Here is a 23,409-nt window from a genome sequence, read left to right as displayed (position 1 = left end):
GTCCTAGACCAAGTTGGCTTATAGGCCGCAACTTGGGTTTGCTAGCCGTAGCCAGAGCCATCGGGGTACATATGGTTTGGAGTGAAACGAGTTTTGGACCCACAATCTGCGTCCTTTCTTAACCGAAGTCATCGTTTTGGAGCCGGCGCAACTGGTCCTTTGTCCTGATTCAGTGAGCTAATCAAGACAATACTTTCAATCATGAAAAATAACTTCAGAAAGCGCGTTCCCTTTCTCCTTTTGCCCTTGACAGTGTGGCTTTCCGAAGCCCACGCCCAGACGGAGCGCAAGCAAACCGTTTATGGGGAGGTAGGCTTTGGTGCTGGTCAAACCTTGTTCTTTGGTGACATTCGTACCAAGCTACGCCAAGCCATTCAGGCCCGCGATTTTGAGCCCGGCATCGCAGGAAATCTGCTGCTGGCGTTCTACGTGGCCCCGGAGCGGTGGAAGGGCCTAGGTATTGGCGGACGCCTGAAGTTTTCGGGGTCGGGTGGGGGCGCTACCGATGACCAGGGCGGCGAATATTTTTTCAATTATTATAATATTGGCCTGAGTGCCAAATATTATCCCATCAGCCGGCAATACAACAAGGGCCTGTACGGACGGGTTACTGTGGGCACGGGCCAGCTTACTACCAAGCATCAGTTCAATGACCCCGAGGAGACGTATCTGCACCAGTTCGCCATTGGGTCGGTGCTGACGGGGAGCATTGGCTGGACCTTTCCTCTAAAAACTAAGAGCATCAGCCTCGAAGGCGAGTTTGAATCGGGCCGGCGCAACGGCACGATTTCGAGGGTGGGCGATGGGCACGTCTTCCGCAGTGGGCAACTGGGTCTCAACGCCATCGTTACCTTCTAATCGGCTACAGCCGTTACGTGGCTATTCCGCAACTTGGATTAAGACGGTCGGTATTACCTATGGCCCCGGCGTCTGGTTCGGCTGCCGGGCGGGCGGCGCGGCTGGACCACTACATCGGTAAAGGAGGCCAGAAAGCTGCCTGAACCTCCGCCAATAGCGGAGATATACTGCTTGCCGAAGTTCACCGGAGCCTGCGTATTTCCCGCGATGTAGATGCTGGAGCCCTGGATGGCGGCCGCCAGGCCCTGCGTATTAACGGCTTTCTCAGCCCACGTAAACTGAGCACTGGAACCACCGTCCTGAAGCTTAACCACGAACAGGTCGCCCAATTTGGGCTTGCCCTCGTCGTCGTGCTTTAGTACGTGCCGGCCAAAGTCAGCCACGGGGCTGTTAAAGGTCCCGGTCAGGTACAGGTTCGACCCATTGACGGCGATTGCCGTCGCGGCGTCATCGCCCGTGCCGCCGCCGCGCAGCGCCCAAATGAAGGTCGGGTCATTATCGAGGAGTTTGGCCACGAACACATCGTTAAGATTCTTGCTCGTGAGGGTGATGGGGCCAAAGCTGGCCGTTGGGCTATCGAATGAGCCCGTCACAAACACGTTAACCCCACTGATGGCAATGCCGGTGGCGGCGTCGTTGCCTGTGCCGCCCGCCCGCTGGGCCCAGGCAAAGTTGGCGCTTGAGCCCACGTCGGTAAGCTTGGTTACAAATACATCGGGCAAAACCCCGTTGCCGGCCGGCACGGCATTGGCGAGGGAGAAACTGCCAAAGGCGGCAGTGCCACTGCCGAAGCCGCCAGCTACGTACACGTTTACTCCTTGTGCAACCACCGCGGCGGCGTAATCGAAGAGGGAGCCACCCGCTCGCTGGGCCCAGATAAACTTCCCCTTGCCACCGACATCAGTGAGCTTGGTTATGAACACGTCGCCGTTGCCCGCGTTGGAAAGCCTGTTGGAACCAAAATCGGCGCTGCGACTTAGGAAGTTGCCCACTACGTAAACGTTTGCCCCCGTTACGGCGATGCCGGCGGCCCGGTCGATGGCTTTGCCCCCGGCGCGCTCGGCCCAGGTGAAGCTGGCGTTGGCGCCGACATCGGTGACTTTGGCAATGAACACGTCGACGCTGCCGTCGTTGGGGTTGAGCTTTTCGGTGCCAAAGAGAGCAGCGGGGCTATCAAAATCTCCGGTTATGTATACGCTGGTGCCGTCTACGGCAATGGCCCGGGCTTGGTCCTCCTTGGCACCACCTGCGCCTTGGGCCCACACAAAGCGCCCCGCGCTCCATTTGGCCACAAATACATCGCTGCCGCCGGCGCTGGTGAGGGAGAAGCTGCCAAAGCGCGCCGTTTCGTCGAAATAGCCGGCTATGTACACGTTGCCGTTGGCGTCGGCCGTAGTTGCCTGCACGTGAATGTTTGATTTCTCGCCCCCGAGCAGCATCGCCGTCTGCCAGTTGGGGCGCTGGGCCTGGGCCCTTGTTCCCACTAATAATAGTAATGTGATTACCAGCCGCACCCAGCGGTAGCTAATGACGCTTTGTAGTCGTAACACGGAGTAGATAAAGATGAAAACAAGTAAATAAGAGCTTCTGAAAGGCGGCGCCCGGCAACGGAAGCCAGCCTACCGATGGCGCTGGCGTTTGTCAAGTCGGCGTCAGCACCACCAGCTCTGCCATCAACGAAAGAATCAACAACTCACCCAGTAGGCAGCCACGCAATAAATAAGAATAAAGACGCTTTAGGAATAAATAGCGTCTAATTGGTAAATTTCTCCGTAAAGATAACACCCCATGAAAGCCCCGACCATATCGGTCGAGTCATTTGACGTCTCAATGAAAGCGCTTCAACTGGTTGTTCGGTATATTTATTGTGCATTTCTGGCCAGTTAGAAGCTGGCAATGGACCAAAATAAAGGCTGACTGATAACAGATAGCAAGAAAGGCTCCGACTGATGAGTCGGAGCCTTTTGAGAGCTGGATAAGCACCTGCTGGTAATGTAAGTCTTGCTTGTAGCAGCAGTTGCGTAATTAGCGGACCTGGACCTGAGTACTGGCAACTTTACCATTGTTGAGGGCAGCCCGGAGCTGATAGAGGCCGGACTTGAGGCCCTCCAGCGACACGGGGTAGGAGCCGGCAGCAGTGGGTAAAGACTGCTCGCGTACGGTGCGGCCGAGCGCATCGATGAGCACGAGGTGCCCGCCACCAGCTGGCAGGTCCAGCGAAGTGTGACCTGATGCCGGATTGGGATATGCAGGTAGCGTCACCGTGGCCGCCTTTGCCCGCGTGGCAGTGAGCACGCCAGCGGCGGTAAGCTTGGCCACCAGTGCGTTGCCGTCCTGGGCGTTGATGATAGGTAACGACCCAAATTTAACCTTGCCTATAGCGCTGCCCGTTACGTAAGCATTGCCTTGGCTATCTGTGGCCACGCCATACCCACTAGAAAAATCATTGTTGGTCGCGTTGGTCGCGGCATCGGCCCATACAACCGTGCCTTGACTGTCATAGCGCGCCACAAATAATCCTTCTCCGCCCAATACATTGATTGTGGTAGTGCCAAATACGGCGGTACCCTGAAAGCCGCCTGTTACATAATAGCCGCCGCGGCCATCGTACGCCACGCCGGTAGCACTGTAAAAGCCATCAATATTAGGCGTAATCAGGCGGTTCCAGAGGGGAGTACCTTGCGTGGAATAGCGAGCTACGTAGATGCGACTGGTTTCGATGGGCGCCACCAAGTCGTCGTCGTAATAGCCACTCACCACTGGGTTGCCGCCGCTATCGACCGCCACGCTCTCGGCGCGGTCAAAGTCGGGTCCCCCGGCACTCTGGGCCCAAAGGTTGTTGCCCGTCGCGTCGAGCTTGCACAAAAAAACATCGGTGTAGCCGGCGCTACTAAGTGTAACTGGCCCGAAAGTGGCGTTCGCAGAGAAGCTGCCGGTGATATAGGCGTTGTCCGCAGTGTCGAGAGCCAGGTCCCGGATGGTTGCTGGTGAGGTGCCAAACTTTTGGGCCAGCACGACGGTGCCCGTGGGCGAAAATTTGTAGAAAAACTGTCCGCGGCCCGATACGACAGGCCCACCGAAGCTCACGGTATTACTCAAACTACCCGCAATAACCACGTTGTTAGACGCATCGACGGCAATGCCGCCGACAGTCGTGCTGAAGGCCCCGCCTTGCCGTACCCATTGCTGCACCCCCTGCGCGTCGAATTTTATCAGGTAACCATCGTTGCCAGCACTGGTCAGGGTAGTGGTGCCCAGGTCAAGGGAGTTGTAGAAGTCGCCCGCCAGGTAGGCATTACCAGCAGCATCGACGGCCACCTTAGCGGACACATCACTTGAATAGGAGTCGAATTTCTTGGCCCACAACACGGTGCCAGCGGGGTCGTACTTGGCTAAAAACACGTGGCCTGCCACTTGTGCCGGGGTGGATACCCCACCGGCCGTGAGGGTAATAGCGCCCAAGTTGATGGTGCCATCGAAAAAGCCCGTGACGTATCGGCTCCCGTCCGAGGCAATGGCAATGTCTCTGGCTGAACTATAGGATGGCTCCCCCAGTTGCGTAGTGCCCGAAGAAGAAACGGTTTGTACGCTGGACCATGTCGGCGCGGTTTGAGCCTGCGCGGATCCGGTCGCCAAGCCAAGCAAGGCCAGCAAGCCCAGGCGGGACCGCAGGGCTTGAGAGAAAGTATAATGTTTCATAGATGTTTTTGAAAACGGAAATGAATGAATTGGAATAAGCCGTTTGTTTGACTCAAAGTTACTTAGGGGTAGTAAACGAGCTAAAGTTTTTGCAGTCAAAAGACTTGGTCGTGTCTAGCCAGCGCATACCTAGCTTAGGTTTTCGCCTGGCGCGGTGTCAGTGGAGTGGCTTCGTTGAAACCCGTTCTTTGCGGGTGGCAGCACCGCTTGCTCTTTGGCTCGTGCTCCGTCTTGGGCAGGGCTAAGCAGCTGTTGATGTTGGCTTGGATGTCAACCTAGTGACGAGCCATCACCCGTGGTGGCTCGTCATTCGTACCGTCCGGGTGTCTTGTGACCATCGTCTGGGCGGTGTTATTCCATGACGAGCTGCCACGGGTGGTGGCTTGATGCCTCCCGCACCAATTCATTCTGTCTCTTAATAATTATTTAAAAAAGTCCTGGCTTTTCAGCCAGGACTTCTTAGCAAATCGGAGTATAGATCAAGGAAGTCCACGCTGCCGCGCGTCGAAGACGCGCAGGCCAGCAATGCGAACTACTTACCAAATCACGGCTCTATCGGCTGCCTTCCGCGTCATCTTATCCCCTTCCTTACAGCCAAACGCCTGCTGAAACTGTGGCATGTTCATCAACGGGCCGATGGTGCGGTACTGGCCGGGCGAGTGCGGGTCGGTGGCGATTTGCTGGCGCAGGGCCTCGGGGCGGATGTTCGTGCGTCGCAGTTGAGCCCAGCTTAGGAAGTAGCGCTGTTCGGGCGTGAAGCCGTCGAACTTCGGGCGCGGGGCATCGCCGTAGCGTTGCTGCAATTGCTTTTTAAGGGCGCCGTACACCACGGTGAGGCCGGCGAAGTCGGCCAGGTTCTCGCCCATGGTCAGCTGTCCGTTCACATGTACTGAATCGAGGGGGGAGAAGGCGTCGTACTGCTTGCCCACCACGGCGGCACGCTTCGTAAACTCGGCCGCGTCGGCGGGCGTCCACCAGTCGCGCAGGTTGCCCTCGGCGTCGTACTGACGGCCTTGGTCGTCGAAGCCGTGGGTCATTTCGTGGCCCATTACCCCGCCAATAGCGCCGTAGTTGATGGCGTCATCCGCCTTGGGGTCGAAGAAGGGCGGCTGGAGGTAGCCGGCTGGAAACACGATTTCATTCAGCGGCGGGTTGTAGTAGGCGTTGATGGTGGGCGGCGTCATGCCCCACTCGTTGCGGTCGATGGGACCGCCAAACTTGGCGGTTTCGCGCCGGCTTTCCCACTGACGGGCGGCCAGAATGTTCTGCAGATAGCTCTCACGGGTGATTTTCAGGGCCGAATAGTCCTTCCATACGTCCGGGTAGCCGATTTTTACGCGCAGTGCATTCAACTTTTTCAGAGCTTCAGCCTTGGTGGGCGCGCTCATCCAGGTGTTGGTCTGAATGTGCTCGGCCATGCTGGCTTTGATGTTATTTACCATTTCGAGCGCCTTGGCCTTGGCTTCGGGGCTGAAAGCCTGGTCCACGTACAGCTGGCCGAAGGCTTCGCCCAGGGTTTGGTCGGTGGCGGCCTGCATGCGCTTCCAGCGGGTGGCTTGCTGCTTGGCCCCACTCAGGGCCTGGTTGTAGCGGAAGGAGGCCTCAGCATACGCGGTGGGCAGGGCCCCGGCCACCGAGCGCACCAGGTGCCAGCGCAGGTAGGTTTTGAGGTCGGCCAGCGGCTCGGTTTTCAGCACTGCGTTCACCTCGTCGAAAAAAGCCGGCTGGCCCACGATGATTTCCTGGGCTTTGCTCAGCTGCATGCTCACCAGCAGTGCTTTCGGGTTGAGAATAGGATAGCGCTTCTGAGCGGCGGCCACGGCCAGCTTGTTGTAGTTCGATTGCGGGTCGCGCAGCTCCACGCGGGTGCGGGAGGCCTTCGCCAAGCGACTTTCGATGCGCTCGACGGTAGCGGCGTTGCGCTGAGCCACTGCGGGCACGTCGCCCAGCAGCCCGAAAATCTGGTTCATGTACGTCCGGTAGGCCGTCTTCACCTTTTCGGTCCGCGCATCGGTCTTGAAGTAGAAATCCCGGTCGGGCAGGGTAAGACCACCCTGGGCAAATTGCACGGCATACTGAGTGGTATTTTTCTCGTCCACATCGACCCCAGCCCGGAAGAGCACGCCAATTTGCAGCTCCTGCAGATGCACGATTTCAGCACGCAGTCCGGCTTGGTCGCGCACGGCCGCCACACGGGCCAGCTCTGGTTGCAGCGGCGTGAGGCCGGCTTTCTCGATAGCCACTGTGTCCATGGCCGCGGCGTAGAAGTCGCCCACTTTCTGGGCATTGCTGCCAGGTGCGGCGCTACGGTTGGCCGCCGCGTCTTCCAGAATGCGGCGCAGCAGCGCCTGGGTGCGGTCGCCGAGCTGGTTACGTGGCCCCCAGCTGGAGGCATAGCTCGGAACGGGGTTGTTCTTGAGCCAGTTGCCGCCCGCAAATTGAAAGAAGTCGTCGCAGGGGTTCACCGTGCGGTCGAGGTCGGCCATGTCGAGTCCCACGCCTTTGGGGTCCGTTGGGGTGGGGGCGGCAGTGGCAGCGGCTGGCGCCGTGGCTACGGTGATGGGCTTGGTGCTGGCGCAACTGGCCAGCATCAGCGTGGCGGCCGCCAGCCAGGGGTGGGGGTACATCTTCTTCATGAATATGAAATTTACAGGTGCAAATTAGCAAAAAAGACTGCTGACGTAGCCCCGTAGCTGCATAGCTAGCACAGGCCGGGTGCAAAGAAAAGCGTCCCACCCAAGCGTAAGCTTAGCAGGACGTTTAATGCAGTTCAAAGCTTTATCTAACGCAGTTGTAGCCGCTCGCGCAGTTGCTGATGCAGCTTTTCGCCGTCGCTGGGATGGTAGGTGCTGGCTTCGACTAGCGTGCCATTTTTGTCGAACAGCATGTAGCGCGGAATGTAGTTGACCACCGGTTTGAGGGATTCCTGCACCACCGGCGAGGCCAAGTAGTGGTAGCCGCGCAGGCATATTCAGCTACACCAGTTGGCGCTATCCTACTACCCGGGCCTGTTGCAATTGCAGCCACTGAATAGCGGTCCCCTCATCGCCAGAGAAGCTCAAGGCAAATGGCCGTCCCTCATAGGCTTCGGGTGGCAGGAACCCCGGAGTTTCAAGAATGGTCTGGTGCAAGGACGGGCTGACGAGATAGGATACGCACAGGCGCCGCTGAAGCCGACGGGCTATGTCGGGGAAGTAGTCGGCCAGCAGCCACTGCGTGGTGTAAGGGTCGTTGAGGGTACGGCGGCGAATGTCCTGAAGCCAGAAGCAGCTGTTTTCGCGCAGCGCGGCAGCGGCCAGCGCTTCATAGACGGCCGGCAACTCAGTCGGAGCGGGCTGGTAGCCCCAGCGGCCAATGAGGATGCCCAAATCAGGCCGGGACGTAAGTTGTAGGAGAGGTGGGGTAGATTCTGGGCTCATAGAAAGCAAGACAGTGTATAGGCAAGATACAAAATATCGGTGCAAGCTGTCACCCCATTTCCGTAGCTAGTGCGTGGTAGCCCCGGCTGGTGCGGGCACCACCGCTACCGGTGGATACCTCCGCAACGAGCGCACCGCCAGCGCCGCGCTACCCAATGCCAGCAGCGCACCCAGCAAAAATGGCGCCCCCGGAAACTGCACCGGCGCCGTGGGCCGCGTGAAGTAGCCGAACAAGTACGTCATCAGCAGTGGCCCTACCACGCCCGTGGCACTGATGAGGCTGGTCAGCGAGCCTTGCAGCTCGCCCTGCTCGTTGGCCGGTACCTGGCCGGAAATAGTGCCTTGCAGCGCCGGCCCGGCCAGGCCGCCCAGGCAGTAGGGGGCCAGAAAAACCAGCATTAACCAGCCACGCGAGGCAAACGCAAACAGCACGAAGCCCACCGCATAGCACAGTAGCCCCACCACGATGGCCCGCGCCGCGCCCAGCTTTGGAATGGCCACTCGCACCAAACCACCCTGCACCAGTCCCGAAAACAGCCCCACCACGCCCAACGAGATGCCCACCAGCCTTTCGGTCCAGCCGAATTTGAACATCGTATAAAAAGCCCACACCGACTGCGTGGCCGAGCCCGCCAGGTAAATTAGCACCAGTGCCGCCACCAAGCCAAGTACCGCCGGGTAGTTGCCCAGTCGCAGCAGCGAGGCCACGGGGTTGGCCCGGCCCCACTCAAACGGCCGTCGCTTGTCGGGAGCCAGCGATTCAGGCAGCACGAAGAAACCATACAGGAAATTACATAGGCTCAGCCCTGCCGCTACCATAAAGGGCACCCGCGCGCCGAAGTCCGCCAGCAGCCCGCCCACCGCCGGCCCGAGGATGAAGCCAATGCCAAAAGCTGCGCCCACCAGCCCAAAGTTCTGAGCCCGCTTCTCGGGCGGGCTGATGTCGGCGATGTAGGCCGTGGCCGTAGTGAAGCTGGCGCCCGTGATGCCCGCCACCACACGCCCCACAAACAGCCAGGAGAGAGTAGGGGCGAAGCTCAAAAACAAGTAGTCGAGTCCCAGGCCCAGCAGCGCGGCCAGCAGCACCGGCCGCCGACCCAGTTTGTCGCTGAGTCCACCTATCACCGGCGCAAAGCAAAACTGCGCGCTGGCGTAGGCAAACGTGAGCCAGCCCGAATACTCGGAAGCCCGACTCAGTCCCTCGCCCGTGAGCTGCTGAATAAGCTTGGGTACCACCGGAATAATAATGCCCAGGCCAATGACATCAATAAGAATCGTGACGAAGATGAAGCCAAGGGCAGGCGAGCGTTTTTCAGACATAAAAGCAGATGGCAACAAATAAAAAGACGAGGCAGCTCCCCAGTATCAAGGCCAGAGGGCGACCGGCGTCATCCCGAAATACGGGCAGGAGACAGTCGCTGCCGGCCCGCCACTACGGAGCTACAAAGGTAGCCGCCCCACGCCGCGTCATACTCCATTGTGCCTTCAGTCCTCGATGCTGGCGCCCAAAGCCGCGCACCGTGAGGGGCGTGCCCAGCGGGTAAGCGGCCAGTACGTGCTTGGTTAAGGCGTCGAGGTAGGTGTTGAGGTCGTCCAACTCGGGCAGCAACGAGTCGGGTACAAACCAGGCCGCGCCGGTGCGGGAGTCCTAGTCTGCGGTCGACGGTAGCTCATAGCGGCTCAGAGTTTCGGGCAGCAGCACGCGCTCGGGCGTGTCGAGGTTACGAAGCTGGTCGGCCAAGTCAGTGACGGGTTGGTCGTGGTAATGCAGGCACACGATGGTCGAGCCCGGTTTGCCCATGCTCAGGTAGCGGGCCGTGCACGGTGTGGTGAAAGCACGTGGTGTCATGGCAGAAACATAAAAAGTAGAAGACCGTACGGCAGTGCCCAGCTTATCGTCCGATGAGGTGTTGTTTTTTCTGGCTGAGAACCACGGGTTCACGGCACGTATGGCACGAAAACAACATTTTTGTGGTGTTACCCAAAAATTTCCTCTACCTTTGTATCACAAACAGTGCGGGGTGGAGCAGTTGGTAGCTCGTTGGGCTCATAACCCAAAGGTCACTGGTTCGAGTCCAGTCCCCGCTACCTAAAAGGCCGTTTCCAATGTGGAAACGGCCTTTTCTTTTGTTCATAGGACGGTTTATAGGACAAATCTGGCCTACCCCTCTTTCATATGGGACGACATATGTAGTGTGCACTGCCGGGCGCACATGAGAGTAACGTCAACTTTTATTCATCTAATGCTTCGGATTTGTAGTTGTCAACTCTAACCCAAAGCAAAAAGCCCCAAGTTCATGATTAGTAGAGCTTGGGGCTTTCGTTATCCGTCTAAAGCCAGGAAGAGCTTATGGCTTATAAGCTTATTGGCTTTCCTTCATCGTCAACCACATTTTTCCAATCCCGCCAGAAGCCCTCTTGGTTGTCATAGGTAATGTGGCTGATTACTTCATTACTACTCTTGCGAGGGCCTCTCTCTATTCCTACTGTCATATACTTTGGATTAGGTAGTGGAGAGAGCCCAATACGGTATTCTCCCTCTGGTAAGGGTTTATTAGCCCCAGGTAGGCCACAGTAAGTAGCAGTGGCGTAGGTGAACTGTTTTATCATAAGGCCAAAGTAACAATTTTATTCATTCAAGCCATGCTCAATACATTCCCAAAACAGTCCGCAATGCTTAGCGTTACTGGGCTTTAGCTTAGCTTTGCAGTAGCCTGACGGGTTGTAGTTGCCAGCTCTACCTAGCAGCAAAGCCCCGCGTTCCTCGGTTGAGGGCGCGGGGCTTTTTAGATGACCAAAGCATTTTTTGTTCTCCTGCAACCTGAATAGCATATGACTACTCAACAACTTCATTTTATTGATGTGTTACTCCCACTATCAGAAGAAGAGCTATTGTATGAGATTGCCAATGGCAGGGTTTCCAACATTCAGGCTAGTGCAGGGCCAAGGCCGTCATTAGAAGAGCGAATGCGGCGCTTTATGGAAAGGGTTCCAGACAAACCAGTTTCTGAGTATGTAAAGCCATTTCTCAAGGATTTTATTGATTCAGCACAACAGGACGCTGCTTTGTTCCGCCGCCGCCTGTATGGACTTCTTTGTAATCGAGAGACTAAACAGCCAACTAATCTGGTTGCTGATATAACTACCGGAACCATCAAGGATGTGATTGTTATGGGTGCTACGTTGTTGTACACTACATATCAAACGCAAATGGCAGTAGCAATCCCGGTTACTGTTTTTGCCTTGAAGTATGGATTGCAAGTGTTTTGCTCAACCAGTCCAGATGATACTTCGTCAGCTTTATGACTGGGTGTTATTTACCGAAAGCAGATTCGCTTTACGTTGTTTAGGTGTGCCGCCGATATATAGGGTGACCTTCACTGGCCGCCGTTCCTGTTCAGCAGTCAAGGCTGTGCGCTGTAGCTTCGGGGTTATGAACTCGGCTAGCTTCACGTAGGCATCTATGTAGTCTTTGCCGGTTAGGGTGTTAAGTTGGGCGGCTAGCTTTTCAGCATTGGCCCCAGCCAGGGCGGCAGCAATAGTTTCACGGGCGGCGGCAGTGGCTTTGTTGCTACTGCCTTTGGGACGGCTAGCGGGGTTGCCGCTGGTTCCTTTTTCGTAGGGCATCTTATTGAAAACTATTGTTAATTGCAAGCACGTAAAGCCAAACAAAGGAACTATGCTCTTTTCAGATTTAATGCAGCAGGAAGGCCAAACTTTAGAGCCTGAATTTGAGCGTTTGTTTCAGTTAGTAGTTGCGAATCAGCATCACTCAGGCGACCTTATATTACTTCAAGAAAACGGCAGCTACGACCCATCAGTACTTGATTTTAGTGGCCCAAAACTCAATCCCCATGTAATAGGGCCTGGGCGAATTGGCTGGGCTTATTTTACACATTATCAATTTATTAACTGGTATAGACAGACTCACATGGCTAAGGTGAGCCGTGTAGAATGGTTAGCGAAAATTGAAGAACTGACTCAAGCCCAAAACTGGGAAGAAAGGGATAAGTTCTACGAACTAGAAGCGGGAACAATTCACTTAGAAACACTTATTTACCTCAAAGTCTGGGAATCGGACTACATCATAAAAACACTTTACGAGTTTGTTCGATTGCTTGAAGGTAAGCCATATGATTGGTACTTCAAGGTCAAAGAAAGTGCTAGGGATACTGAGGGCACTGCTACTCGCCAAGATATTATCCGCAAGCATATTCGCAACAAGTTGGAATCTTTGTCGCCTATACTTTTCAATGCGGTAAAAGCATCATATCTAACTCAACTGCGCAACTCCATTGCTCACTCATATTTTATCTTTCAGAGCGACTATATGCAACTTGGGAACGATATTGCGAATGACCCACATTCACAATTAATAGCAATTTCTTTTAGTGAATGGGCCGATAAGTTCCACAAAACCATGATGATTTACAACGGGGTAATTGGGATTTTGAATCGAGCAAGGCAGTACAATCACGAGTTACTAGAAAGGCAGAATAATATAGCAGAAGTATTTGTCACCGACATAAGGCCAGGCAAAGGAACATATACTTTGCAAGTCGTGTATGACCCTGACTTTAAGAGATTTTCCTACGCTCAATAAGTTTGCCGCTTAGAAAGGCGGGTAGGCTTCCATATTCACGGCCAATATGTTGTTGAGGCATTCGTGTAACAGTTTGTAGCCGTGTAGGTCGTTGGGGTTCATGGTAGCGTGCAACTCAGCTAAGTGCTGGCCCGCGTTTAGAACAGCATTGAAATAGGCGGTTAGCCGTTCGTTGGCTATGTCCTCATTTATTTCCTGCTCAATCTGGTCGATAATCGGAATAGGCACGAATTGGCCGCTTTCATCTTGCCGATACACGGGCAGCTCTACCCCTCCCACGGCTGCAAACATTTTGCGCGGGGCAAAGTCGGTTTGGTGTTCTACGGCTAGCGTGAAGCGGTGAAAGTCAATCGGGCCGCTGGTGCCGATATATTCCCCGTGGCTTTCGGAGTCGGGAAAGAACCGGGCCAGCTCCCGGTGTAAGCTATACTCAGCCAGGCGGGCGGGGTCGGTGGTTTCGGTTACTTCCCAACCTTCTCCCGCGTCAGGGTTACCGGTGCCGTTGTGGTGCCAGTCGGCATCTTCCCCGTCGCCGTATTCTGTCAGTATGTAGCGCCGGTTGGCTACGGCGTAGGCGGTCAGGTCGCCGCCGTGTTCGGTGTAGAAGCTGGCCAGCAGTTCGGCCGCCTGCTCAATATGCCAATACAGGCCGCTCAGGGCGTTGCTCAGTACCGTTAGCTCATAGTAGCGTTGGGCCAGGTCGACAATGGATAGGGTGGGCACTTCGCCCCGTGCCTCCGATGCAAAGGCCAGCCGGCAAGCTCGCATGGATTCGCGGGGGGTGCTGAATATTTCCAGCGTAGAAAGGCCGCCCAGGTAGGCGTTGAACAGTTGGGCCAGCGGGGTATCGGCCTTGATTTTTTCCAGAGTGGTAAAGCGCATAATGTTGGGGTTGAAGGTGGGCAGTGCCCACGGTAAAGACATTGAAAAGGGTGTTGCAAAGTGTTGCGTTGCACAATTGCAACGCGCAACATTTGCAACCCTTAGGGCAGATTCAGCCAGCGGGAAACCGTGGAATAGTGTATGCCTACTTGCTCGGCTATGTCCCGAACGCTCAGCCCTTCCGCGTGTAGCTCCCGTACCCGCGTTTCCTGCTCCGCTTTGGCGGTGAACTTCCCGCCCACGGCCGCGCCGCCGGGGCTGGGCAGCGTAGCCAGCACGGCCAGGGCGTGGGCGCGGGCGGTATCCATAATAGCCAGGGCCGTGCCCATATCAGCGGGGTCACATTCGAGGCGGTCGGCGGGGGCTTGCCCGTTTTCAAAGCAGCGTAGCACGGTCAGCAGCCCCGCAACGCGGAAGGCAATCAAGCCCAGCCGGAACGCCTGACTGGCTCCCGCGCCCCCGCCGTGGGCCGTGGCATCGGTCAGGCCCGCCGCGCCGGCCGCGTTCAGGCGCTGCCAGTCGCTCATCGATAAGACAATTTCCACGGGGTACGCGCCGGCTTCGTCGGGCACGGGCGCGGCCTTTATCATGCGGGTCAGCTCCCCGGCCAGGGTATCAAAATACGGGTCAAGGGGCGGGCCGGCGCTGGGGCTTACATCCTGCCAGGCGGGGGCTTGCGCGAAGGTGTAGAACAGAAACCGGCTTACTAATCCATCCTCAGCCGTGGGCATCAGCCGGGGCAGCTGGCCCGGCGTACCGGTCAGGGCAATGCTCAGAGCGGGGCGGGCCAGGTCAAGGTGTTGCCGGTCGGTTTTCCGCAACAGGGAAACGGGTTCGTGCTGAAAGGCTTTGCGTAGCACGTCGCTGAAATTGCCAAAGTCAGCGCCCAGCGCCCCGCTCAGGGTGTCGGCTTCCGTTTCGCACATAATGCCGCGCCCGTCGTTTTCAGCCAGGGCCGTAGCCAGGGCGGCGGCCGTGGTGTTGCCGGGCAGATACAGCAGCTTGTGCGGCGGCGGGGCATCGGGCGGCGGGCTCAGACTGGCTTTGGCTTTGCCGGCGCTTTTGTAGGCGGCCAGCTCGGCATCGTACTCGGCACGGGCCGCGTGGCTGGCATCGGTCAGCTCTTTGTGATAGGGCCAGGCCAGCCGCCGCGCCCAGGCCAGGGTGCCCTTGCCGCTGGCCGCCGGGGCAATGATGAACGCAAACAGGTTCAGGCCAAACCGGCGCTTGTTGTAGGTGCCGCCCACGGCCGGAAAGCAGCCCGACAATACGGCCAGCGTGCCCAGCAGCATTACCGCCCGCTCATGCCCGTCAAAGGGTTCACAGCAGCGCCGTAGGTAGTCGGGTAGCGCGTCATACACGCCCGCCGGGAAGGTGGCCGGGAGCTGTTTGCCCGCCCGGTTTTCCTTTTGTGCGGAATACTCCGCAAAACCCGGTTTATTCCCCGCCGCCGTGTAGGGCTTGCTGCCGTGGGCGGCGGCTTCGCGGGCATAGATGCCGTGCAGGGTTTGCGTTATTTCCCGGACCTCAAAATCCTGCGCGGCGTAGCTGTTCAGGGCGTGGCTTTCCAACTCGGTCAGAGGTACGCCCCGCTCATTGCAGAAATAGCCCAGGGCGGTCAGCCAATGGTTGCGCCCGCCCACGGCAGGCAGCGGCCCGTGTCGGGCTTCGTATTGCGTCAGGCACCAGGCCAGCACCTCATCGGGTGGGGTTTCCCGACCAGTACGCGCGTACGCGGGCGCGGGCGTACTACTCCGAGAATGGCTCGTAGGCGGTGGGATAGGGGCGGCCGGCGTGGCAGCCCGAAAAGCGTTAATATCCATTGTTGCCAGCTTAAAATGTCGGGTTTTGTCGGGTTCAGGCGGCCGGGGCGTAGGCCGGGGCCAGCCAGGCATCGGGCGCGTAGGGCACGAAACAGGCGCGGGCTACGTCCTTGCCGGCTTCGTCGGGCACCAGCCCCAGCGGGGCGTAATGGTGAGCCAGGTAGGCCGCGTAGGCGCGGAACGTGTCGAGGTGGGCGGCGCTGGGGTCGGCTCTTACCAGGGCCTTCAATCCGTCGCCGCTTGGGCTGGTAAAGAGTAGCACCAGCTCAGGGGCCAGCAGCGCATCAGCCAGCAGGGCGGCGCGGGCCGCGCCCACGTCGGGCACATGGTCAAAGTCCAGCACCAGCAGGCCCGACGTTCTTTCCAGGGCGGTGTTGGCCCGCCGGGTGAAGGTGCCGGCGGGCGTTACGTAGTCGAGTCCCTTTTTGAGCGTAGCCCGCTGGGGACTGCCCACGGGGGCGGCGCGTAGGGCTTCCGTATGGGCGCGGTGCCGGGGCGAAGTCAGTACCGTGTGCAGCTGGGCGGGTGTGATAGCCGCGTGGGGTATGGTAGCCGCAATGCCGCCCCGGTAGTAGCTGAACCGGGGCACCGCATTCCCTGCAATTTCCCTGCTTTCGCCCCCTTTCAGGCTTTCGGAAAATTCCGGTTCTGTTACTGCTCCCTTACTGTTGTTAGCCGGCGCGGTTGCGTCGGGTTGTCGGGTTTGGTCGGGCGCATCGGCCGCTGCCAGTCGGGCATCCTGTTCAGCCAGGGACAGCGGGGGCAGCCGTAGCCCGCGCCCGTCAATGGTGGGCACCAGCCAGCCGCCGGCCAGCACGTCGGCTACGGTGGGGCCGTTGCCGGCGGGGTACAATTCAACTAGGGCGGCGCGCAGGGCGGCCGGCGTGGGCGTGGCCTTGCCCGTCAGCACCAGGGCACAGGTTAGCGTGTCGGCATCAAAGGGGGCGGGGCTAGGCTGCATGGCTTCCCCCTTTCTGCCCGTGGGCATGGGCCAGCGCGGCGGCCAGCTCGGCATCGGACAGCCCGAAACGACTGCAGACGTTGCGGCGGCCCGTGTCGCTCAGGTTCAGGTGAGGCAACCCGGCCAGGAACGTAGCCAGCCCGGGGCGGGTGGCCAGCAAGGCCCGGCCGGATATGCCCAGACGATAGACCAGCTTAGCCACGGCGCGGCCCTCCTTTCCGTATCGGTGCCGGCGCGGGCAAGTGCAGCACCGCCGCCGGGCCGATTTTCCGCACGGGCACCAACAGCCGGCGTATCGATTCCCCTTCAAACTCAAATAGCTCATCATCGCCGGGACGGGCTGGGGTAGGCCGAAACTGCAGCCGGCCGCGCCCGCGCCCCCGCAATTGGTTGCCCGTTACGTAGCCCGCCCACAGCGTACGGCTCCCGTAGTCCAGCCCTTCGCCGGAATCCAGCAGAAAGACGAATTGCCCGCTGGCCACGTCCGACCAATCCCGGCGGCGTACGGGGGCCACCTCCCACAGGGTGCCCGCCCAAGTGAGGAATACGGCTCCTTTGTCCAGCAACAGATTACCCACGGCCGCCCCCCTTTCCCGTTTTTACCGTGCGCTGGTGCCCCTGCAACGCGGCCAGCACATCGACACGTTTCAAATATGAACGTGAGCCCAGCTTATGGTAGCGTAGCATTCCTTTCTGTTTCCAGGAATGAATAGTTTGCACCGTTACCCCCAGCAGCTCAGCCGCTTCGCGGATGCTCAGCAGCTCATCGGCCGGGGCGGTGCTGGCCACGGGCGCGGCGGGGGCGTGGGCCTGTAGTTCGTGCCGAATAACGGCCCGCAGGTCATCAAAAAATTGCGGATAGTCTATTCCCGCAGTTATTAGAGTTGGCATTTGCTTCGCTTCGCCGGGGGAGTTTACCGGGTTGGCGAAGGCAAAGGGACTGCTGGCGTGGGCCTGAAATCTGCACAATTACACCGTGTCGAAAAAATGTATTTGTGTAGGCTGTTACGGAACGTTACGGGGCGGGCAACAACGCCAGCGCACGGGTATAAACGGGCGTGGCTGGCTCCGGCAACTGTTCGGTGCCCCGCTTTACCGTGTGGGGGTTGGCCGCGTCGGTGCCGTAACGTTCGGCCAGCAGGCGGGCCAGCTTCGCATTATTGGCCGTTCGCAAATACCGACGTTCGCGCAATGCCTTTACCGCCCCCAGCACGGCCGAACCTTTGAATTCGGGCGTGGGGGTGCGGCTGGCCGCGTCAGTCAGTAGCGCAAGGCTCACCAGCAGTTCATCGAGGTTTTCCAACGTGTACTTAACATTTTTGCATAACAGAGAGGCCCAAATGGTCGCCGCGTCGGGCGGAGCTACGTCGAGGGCAAGGGTCGCCAGGGCGGGTTCCGTTTGCCTCTCCCGAAAGGTTTCGGGCGTTGGCGGTGCCGCTTCCCCCAGCGCCCCGGCCAGCAGAATTAGAGCCTGCCATACGTGCCACTCTTTTTCAAACAGGTGTACATGTAGGTACTGAAAAAACAGCTCCTTTATTTGGCTTGTAGTATTTTGCGTAGGGCGTAAAGGGGTAAACTCTGAGTAAGCATACGTAGCTGTAAGGGTACTTGCAAAAAATGGCCGCCCCTCATCGTAAAGCCGTTGCCACTTCAATGGCCGGCCGGCCTCTATGGTGGGTAGTAGCCGCTTCAACTCCGTATAAGCTGCCCGCAATAGCTTCTTTTTAGCCGTAGGAACCGCCCGCTGCAAAGCCAGTAGCATTACCCCGTATTCCTCACTCCATTCCTCATGCCCGTCCTCACGGGTTGCTAATTGATACCGTTCGTTTTCCCATAGCTCAATTTTGCGGGCGCGGTGCAAAAACTGTTCAATAGGCGTAAGGCTGGCCAGCGTGTGCCACTCCCGAACGGCCCGCAGCGCAGCCCGGCCGCTGGCCTCCAATTCACTTTCCCGTTGGGGTGTTAAGAACTCCGGCGTGTAATGCCGCCGGTAGCCGTAGCCAGGCAGGTGGGCGTGTTGTTCGGCCTCAGCAAGCAGCATAGCTAGGCAGGTCAAAAACTCCTCTTTGTTACTCGCCCGTTCGTGCGGGGCGGTAACGTAGTAATCAAGCCCCTCTTTGCCAAGCCTAGAGAGGTCAGAATACCATTCCGCTGCTAACTCCGGCAACGTGGGCGAAGGCAAGTGCTGCCCCAGGTTAGGGTAATACTTGCCGATAAGCACCGCCGGTTGCGTAGCTAATGTGCCAACTGCATTTTTATCAATTTCAAATACTTGAAAATCAGGTAATAGCTGCCGAAAGTGGCCTAGTTCAGCCGCACAGGCAGCGGATAAAATCAAGCCCCTTTGTAACCCTTTATATGGGCCAGAATCATAAGTAAAACCATAATGAGGCTTAACTAAATGCTCTTTAAGCAGACGTAATCTAGCTGCCTTATCCTTTGGGTATTCTGTCCCCTTGATAGACAGTCCTATTACTGAGCCATTCTTTAGTATGCGGCCTATTGCAACCCGTGTCAGATAGCTATTATACTCACTAAGCAACAACTGAGCACTTTCTTTCAGCAAATGAGCTAGCAACAGCCGTTCATCAACTGGGTTATGCTCACGGATAGAGGCTAGTTCATCAGCAAGTTCCTGTTTGCGAAGTTCATAAGCCCGTGTTAATTGCTGCCGTGCTTCTTCTTGATACTCGGCAAAGCGTTGGGGGTAGTCAGGATGGGAGCTGGCTAGATGTTCCGGTTCTCCACCTGACGGGGCTGGATTATGAATCTGTTTGGAATATACTTCCATAAACTGCCGTAGCTCATAGGCCAAACAATCATCGGGCTTGACCCGCCCGGCGGCCAGTTGAGCATCTTTAACAGTCGTATCATACTCAGCCGCTAGGCGGTAGTAGTTATTTTCATTGGTTATCACGGCTTGCCAGCTCTAGGTGAAGAATAACAGTGCCCATTAAGCACCCTGAAATGTCAGCATTTGTCAGCATTACTTAGCTGCCAACCCATATAATAAGGCAATAAAAGGCAAACTGCCTACCCCGCCCTACGCGCCCGCGTTAGGGTGTAGAAAAGTGTGGAAACGCCCGCGTGGGTGTGTCTCCTTTTGTCACCTATTCCCCTCTCTAATCCGGCATTTCGTGGAACCGGGCAAATTCCTCAGCTACGCGCTGGGGTGTCAGGTTCACGTACCGCTGAAAGGATTTATAGGACGTGTGCCCGGTCAGCTTCATTACAAACTCGGCACTCATGCCCTTGCCCAGGTTCAGGGTTACGAACGTACGGCGGGCCGTGTGAACGGTCAGCTTTTCGTATTTCGGGGCCGTGGCCACGTCGGCAATGCCGCCCCGGTAGCGTATTACTTCCACGGGGGTATCGATACCGGCCAGCTGCCCCAGCTCTTTCAGGAACCGGTTCAGCACGGGGTTCGTGATAGGCTGGCTTTTCACGCTGGCCAGTTCGCCGGCCAGTAGTCGGTTCACAATGCTCAGGGCGCGGGCGCTCAGGGGCACGTTCACCACGGCGCGGGTTTTCTTCGCGGTCAGGCGCAAGTGTGCCGGAAGGGTAGCCGTAGCGGGCCGTACGTGCTGGGGCTTTATGCTTACCAGGTCGGAGTACCGTAGGCCCGTGTAGCAGGCCAGCAGAAACCAGGCGCGGGCTTTTTCAAGGCGGGAGCCGGCGGGCAAGGGCAGGGTTTCCAGGGCGGTCAGCTCTGCTGTGCTCAGGGCTATAACGTCTGGCTCCCGCCGCGCCCAGCTTACGCGGTCAAGGGCCGTGTTTTCGGTGTAGCCCCTTTTAGCGGCCCATTTCATAAAGGCTTTGAGCCGCCCCAGGTGTTTGTTAATGGTGTTGTCGGTCAGCTTCACCACGTTCAGCAGGTAGGCCGCCCATCGGTCGCCCACGGTGGGCGTAAGAGTATCAAAGTCGATAGCATAGCCTTGTGCTTCGCTGAACTCCCGCAAGTGCCGGCCGGCGGTGGCGTGGGCTTGTGCCGTACGAACGGTGCCGGCGGCGCGGGTATAGTTCACCCATTCCTCATAGTACTGCCAGAACAGCCCGCCGGGGGCGGCTACGGGTTTCGGTTCGGCGGCGGCCGCTTCCGTTTCGGCCAGCGCCCGTAGCTCGGCAGCCGTGGGCGCGGTGCCAGCGGCGGCGTGGGTATCGCAGCAAGTGGTGAGGCGTTCAGCCAGCAGGTCTAGCCAGTCGTTCAGCGCCCCGTTGCGGGGGTAGCCCCGTGTCAGGGCGCGGCGCTCTGTCGCGTCCCATTGCCGGGGGTGAATGGAACGGTTCGCATATACCTTCACCCGTCGCCCGTCAAGGCTCAGGAAGGTAAAAATAGGGGTTGGCTTATCCGCGCCGGGCGCGTTCAGCAGGTAGGAGATTTGAGAGGGTTTTGCCACAATGAAACGGGTTAGTAGTTGCCATTTCAAAGGTAGCGAATCTGTCCTATCGTAGGACGGAACGTAGGACAAAAAAGCCGATTCGTACCGTATTTGCTCTTACTTGTATTGATTACTGACAGAGCAAAAAGCGTTTTTCAGGCCGTATAGAGGCATTTTTGTGGTAGTATAGGGTCGGCCTAGAAATACAGGTTGCATTCCAGTCCCCGCTACCTAAAAGGCCGTTTTCCTAGTGAAAACGGCCTTTTCTCTTTTTCAGGATACGCGCGGAGATACACATTTCCTAGAATGGGAAGAAATGAATTGGGCTGTTATGGATAAGTGTCCTCAATGTGAGCACAATCGAGAACGGATGCTTAGAGACTAATATTAACAGCGTTAATAAACAGGGTCGTCCGTCATGCGACGTGGCGGCCCTGTTTCGTTAGCAGCCCGGTGAGCAAGAGTTCACTTTTTGAAGGAAACCCAAAGGGTTATTGCAGCAACAACAGTGTTTAAGAATAAGAACACAACGTTAATTTTCATAAATGTCTTGCTCATAGTGTTAACGCGCAAAGTGTCGACTCGACTCATATCGCTCTCTCTAATGCCTTATCTGACGTTTCCTCGGCTTCCTTTGGTGTTTGTTGCTGAAAAGCCCGCGTGAAACCGTCCTGTTGCATGAACGACTCGGTGACAGCGGTTGCTTTTAGTGCCACCCAGTAGTCAGTAATATTCACGCTGCGTGGGTGAAGTTCAACTAGCGGGTCAGTATTGCTGAAGTATGCCGCCTGCTCATGGATGCCAGAAAGCGCTTCGGCTGCCACCGTGCTGGATGCAATCGGAATATGCTCAGGATCAGCCTTCCATTTGGTCACCAGGTAGCGTAGAATTCGGTCTTTTGCTTCATAATCTTGTAGTTCGCTCACACTACGAAACTACACAGAAAGCACTGCTTACCAGCGACAGCAAGAACACGAGAAGGTCTCGACTAAAGCAGGCGGAGTTTTCGGCCGTGCGGATATGACCACTAAGCCAACGAGGACTTGGTGAGCAGCAAAGGTCTACTGGTGGGCCAGGGCCGGCAACGGAATTATAGTTAAAGTGTGCTATAGCCCCGGCCCACCAGTCAGAGCTTTTTCGTAGTTTGGTATCCCAATTCTCCATTTAATCCATGTCTGAGGAATCAAAACCTGCCATACTTAACGTCAAGGACTTGGCGGGTCTGAGCGCGCCGCTCACCAAACTGATTGAAACAGTAGGTGCGGGCGGCGGCCGACTTGCGGATGGAGTACGCCGTATTGTGAGTGCGTATTGGCTTGTGAGCAAAGATGCCCGTAACGAAGCAGAGCGCATCCGCTTGGTAGAAGGGGCAAAAACTCAGACGATGAGCGAGCGCGCCAAAATGCTGGGGGCTCTTGCCCGCAGCCCGCAGCGAGAACTAAAAGGCTTGGACATAAACGCGCAGGGCGAAGTGTCGGCGCAACTAGCTGGTATCCCATCGGAATTGCAGGACCTGCATGAGCGCAGCGCACGCCGTGCCGCCTACGAAAATATGGTTCAACAGTTGAACTGGGACGCCGTGACCGGGTTCGCGGCCGAAGCATTATCGCAAGAAACAACGGTTGCTCAGGAACCTGTAGACCAGGATTGGACCACGCGCTTGCGCAGCATTTCACAGGACGTTTCCAGCGAGGAAATGCAGGCCCTGTGGGGGAATATCTTGGCGGGTGAAATCAAACAGCCCGGCTCCTACTCCCTGCGCACGTTAGAGGTTCTTCAGAATTTAACCCAACGCGAAGCCGAGCTGTTCAGAATAGCCGCCAATTTTACTGTTCGTTTCGGAGGTGCTTGTCGAGTCGGTATCTCGCGCTATGGTTACCATGAAATGGTGTCAGCACGTTATGGCTTCGATTATCAAAACCTAATGGCATTGATAGACTGTGGGCTCGTTTCTTCCAATGACGGTAATATTGGTATCCATACAGGGCAGGTTGATGAGTCAACAGGAGCAGTTGACAAACAAAGCGACGAATTCCAGATTGGAAATCAAGTCCTAGTGGTTCAAAGTGACGCACCCGTCTCTACTCATTATAATGTCTACCCGTACACCAAAGCAGGGAACGAGTTGTATGGTTTAGTGGCTAGTAATGCAAAGCTTCCAATTTCTTTCCTGGTTGATTTTACGAAACCCATGCGAACTGAGGGCATGCAAACCTTCTATGCGGAATTAATCAGAGAGACTGAGGATGGGAGCTTCGTATATGCAGAGCCATTAATTGAGATTCCCAAAGAAACGCCCGATGGGGCCCGTCAAGAGGTGCTATCGCATAGCTAGAAATAAGAAGAACAGCCCCGGCCTCTGTCAAGAAGCAGGGGCTGTGTTGCTTTAATCACTCTTGCCCGAAGCCGAGCGACTAAATTTTAGTAGTGAGAACGGCTGGGTTACTGATAAAGGGCCGCCAGTGCGTTACGCCCGCCAACTCGGTAGTCTCGTTCAGTATAAGTTTCAAACCGTCCAGGATACTGTTCAATAGCTGCCCGGTAGGTCGCCACATCAGCCCGTCGACCACCGGGATACCTAAGCTGAAAAGCCAAAACTGATTTTGCTATACAGGCCGCCCCGGCCATTAACAAGCTTTATATAATCAGCGTCACCTCGACCCAGAGTCCAGCGACTCAAATCTACTCCTTTTTGGGCGGCTTGATTAAATCATTAGTACCAACTGCGGACAAGGCTAAAAGCAGTTGATTTGTTAGTGAAGAAAATTGAATTTATACAAGATAT

General features: G+C 56.9%; 22 protein-coding genes and 1 tRNA gene. 5 read left to right on the top strand and 18 right to left on the bottom strand.

From position 1 onward, the window contains the following. Positions 1 to 246 precede the first annotated feature (246 nt). Entirely contained in the window at positions 247 to 858 is a 612-nt protein-coding gene (locus tag WX88_RS16890; RefSeq protein WP_394331753.1) for a hypothetical protein, read from the top strand. A 53-nt stretch (positions 859 to 911) separates the two neighbouring features. Here WX88_RS16890 and WX88_RS16885 read toward each other — a convergent pair whose 3' ends face one another. The 8 genes from WX88_RS16885 to WX88_RS16860 all read right to left on the bottom strand — a co-directional run bounded on the left by WX88_RS16885 (position 912) and on the right by WX88_RS16860 (position 9,825). Then, positions 912 to 2,408: a hypothetical protein gene (locus WX88_RS16885; protein ID WP_046245561.1), complete on the bottom strand. Its 1,497-nt coding sequence runs from the start codon at positions 2,406 to 2,408 to the stop codon at positions 912 to 914. 475 nt (positions 2,409 to 2,883) lie between these two features. Continuing rightward, the gene (locus WX88_RS16880; protein WP_046245560.1) at positions 2,884 to 4,557 is read right to left on the bottom strand and encodes an SBBP repeat-containing protein; all 1,674 of its coding nucleotides are present in this window, start codon (positions 4,555 to 4,557) and stop codon (positions 2,884 to 2,886) included. Between the two features lie 536 nt (positions 4,558 to 5,093). Next, positions 5,094 to 7,193 (bottom strand): M13 family metallopeptidase, encoded by a 2,100-nt coding sequence (locus tag WX88_RS16875; RefSeq protein WP_052732787.1) that lies wholly within the window; start codon positions 7,191 to 7,193, stop codon positions 5,094 to 5,096. Between the two features lie 146 nt (positions 7,194 to 7,339). After that, positions 7,340 to 7,492, bottom strand: a complete 153-nt coding sequence (locus WX88_RS30180; RefSeq protein WP_156176212.1) for a hypothetical protein — start codon at positions 7,490 to 7,492, stop codon at positions 7,340 to 7,342. 55 nt (positions 7,493 to 7,547) lie between these two features. Beyond that, entirely contained in the window at positions 7,548 to 7,976 is a 429-nt protein-coding gene (locus WX88_RS16870) for a hypothetical protein (protein WP_156176211.1), read from the bottom strand. A gap of 66 nt (positions 7,977 to 8,042) precedes the next feature. Further along, the gene (locus WX88_RS16865; RefSeq protein WP_046245558.1) at positions 8,043 to 9,296 is read right to left on the bottom strand and encodes a TCR/Tet family MFS transporter; all 1,254 of its coding nucleotides are present in this window, start codon (positions 9,294 to 9,296) and stop codon (positions 8,043 to 8,045) included. Positions 9,297 to 9,408: 112 nt separating this feature from the next. Next, complete coding sequence (locus WX88_RS30175) at positions 9,409 to 9,585, bottom strand: hypothetical protein (protein ID WP_156176210.1); 177 nt, start codon at positions 9,583 to 9,585, stop codon at positions 9,409 to 9,411. Between the two features lie 39 nt (positions 9,586 to 9,624). Continuing rightward, positions 9,625 to 9,825: a hypothetical protein gene (locus tag WX88_RS16860; protein WP_046245557.1), complete on the bottom strand. Its 201-nt coding sequence runs from the start codon at positions 9,823 to 9,825 to the stop codon at positions 9,625 to 9,627. 166 nt (positions 9,826 to 9,991) lie between these two features. Here WX88_RS16860 and WX88_RS16855 point away from each other — a divergent pair. Next, a tRNA-Met gene (locus WX88_RS16855) sits at positions 9,992 to 10,064 on the top strand. A gap of 744 nt (positions 10,065 to 10,808) precedes the next feature. After that, entirely contained in the window at positions 10,809 to 11,282 is a 474-nt protein-coding gene (locus WX88_RS16850) for a hypothetical protein (protein ID WP_046245556.1), read from the top strand. Here the strand turns inward: WX88_RS16850 and WX88_RS27875 are convergent. Further along, positions 11,277 to 11,603, bottom strand: coding sequence for a hypothetical protein (locus WX88_RS27875; RefSeq protein ID WP_052732786.1), 327 nt, complete (start codon positions 11,601 to 11,603; stop codon positions 11,277 to 11,279). The genes WX88_RS16850 and WX88_RS27875 overlap by 6 nt on opposite strands. Positions 11,604 to 11,607: 4 nt before the next feature. Here WX88_RS27875 and WX88_RS16840 point away from each other — a divergent pair, with 4 nt between their 5' ends. Continuing rightward, positions 11,608 to 12,579, top strand: coding sequence for a hypothetical protein (locus WX88_RS16840; RefSeq protein ID WP_156176209.1), 972 nt, complete (start codon positions 11,608 to 11,610; stop codon positions 12,577 to 12,579). Between the two features lie 9 nt (positions 12,580 to 12,588). Here the strand turns inward: WX88_RS16840 and WX88_RS16835 are convergent, their stop codons facing one another. From WX88_RS16835 to WX88_RS16795, 9 genes are all read right to left on the bottom strand, one after another. Then, on the bottom strand, positions 12,589 to 13,503 hold the full coding sequence (locus WX88_RS16835) for a hypothetical protein (RefSeq protein WP_046245554.1): 915 nt from the start codon (positions 13,501 to 13,503) through the stop codon (positions 12,589 to 12,591). Positions 13,504 to 13,562: 59 nt separating this feature from the next. After that, a complete protein-coding gene (locus WX88_RS27870; protein WP_052732785.1) occupies positions 13,563 to 15,284 on the bottom strand; it encodes a DUF3987 domain-containing protein in 1,722 nt (573 codons plus the stop codon). Positions 15,285 to 15,318: 34 nt separating this feature from the next. Continuing rightward, positions 15,319 to 16,245: a BT4734/BF3469 family protein gene (locus WX88_RS27865; RefSeq protein ID WP_052732784.1), complete on the bottom strand. Its 927-nt coding sequence runs from the start codon at positions 16,243 to 16,245 to the stop codon at positions 15,319 to 15,321. Then, positions 16,235 to 16,447 carry a hypothetical protein gene (locus tag WX88_RS30170; protein ID WP_046245553.1) on the bottom strand — a complete coding sequence of 71 codons (213 nt, stop codon included), beginning with the start codon at positions 16,445 to 16,447 and terminating at the stop codon, positions 16,235 to 16,237. The genes WX88_RS27865 and WX88_RS30170 overlap by 11 nt, the downstream gene beginning before the upstream one ends. Then, positions 16,440 to 16,823, bottom strand: a complete 384-nt coding sequence (locus WX88_RS16815; RefSeq protein ID WP_046245552.1) for a hypothetical protein — start codon at positions 16,821 to 16,823, stop codon at positions 16,440 to 16,442. The genes WX88_RS30170 and WX88_RS16815 overlap by 8 nt, the downstream gene beginning before the upstream one ends. Next, complete coding sequence (locus WX88_RS16810; protein WP_197076819.1) at positions 16,816 to 17,136, bottom strand: helix-turn-helix domain-containing protein; 321 nt, start codon at positions 17,134 to 17,136, stop codon at positions 16,816 to 16,818. Before WX88_RS16810 ends, WX88_RS16815 begins: the two co-directional genes overlap by 8 nt. 124 nt (positions 17,137 to 17,260) lie before the next feature. Next, a complete protein-coding gene (locus WX88_RS16805; protein ID WP_046245550.1) occupies positions 17,261 to 18,583 on the bottom strand; it encodes a hypothetical protein in 1,323 nt (440 codons plus the stop codon). Positions 18,584 to 19,367: 784 nt separating this feature from the next. Next, positions 19,368 to 20,642, bottom strand: a complete 1,275-nt coding sequence (locus WX88_RS27860; RefSeq protein ID WP_052732783.1) for a tyrosine-type recombinase/integrase — start codon at positions 20,640 to 20,642, stop codon at positions 19,368 to 19,370. A gap of 569 nt (positions 20,643 to 21,211) precedes the next feature. Beyond that, on the bottom strand, positions 21,212 to 21,550 hold the full coding sequence (locus tag WX88_RS16795) for a hypothetical protein (protein ID WP_046245549.1): 339 nt from the start codon (positions 21,548 to 21,550) through the stop codon (positions 21,212 to 21,214). Positions 21,551 to 21,795: 245 nt separating this feature from the next. Between WX88_RS16795 and WX88_RS27855 the strand changes: the two genes are divergently transcribed. After that, complete coding sequence (locus tag WX88_RS27855) at positions 21,796 to 22,959, top strand: DUF2806 domain-containing protein (RefSeq protein ID WP_052732782.1); 1,164 nt, start codon at positions 21,796 to 21,798, stop codon at positions 22,957 to 22,959. The last annotated feature ends 450 nt before the right edge of the window (positions 22,960 to 23,409 follow it).

The organism is Hymenobacter terrenus, assembly GCF_000972495.1.
Lineage (GTDB): Bacteria > Bacteroidota > Bacteroidia > Cytophagales > Hymenobacteraceae > Hymenobacter > Hymenobacter terrenus.
This window is presented reverse-complemented; position numbering and strand designations above follow the sequence as displayed.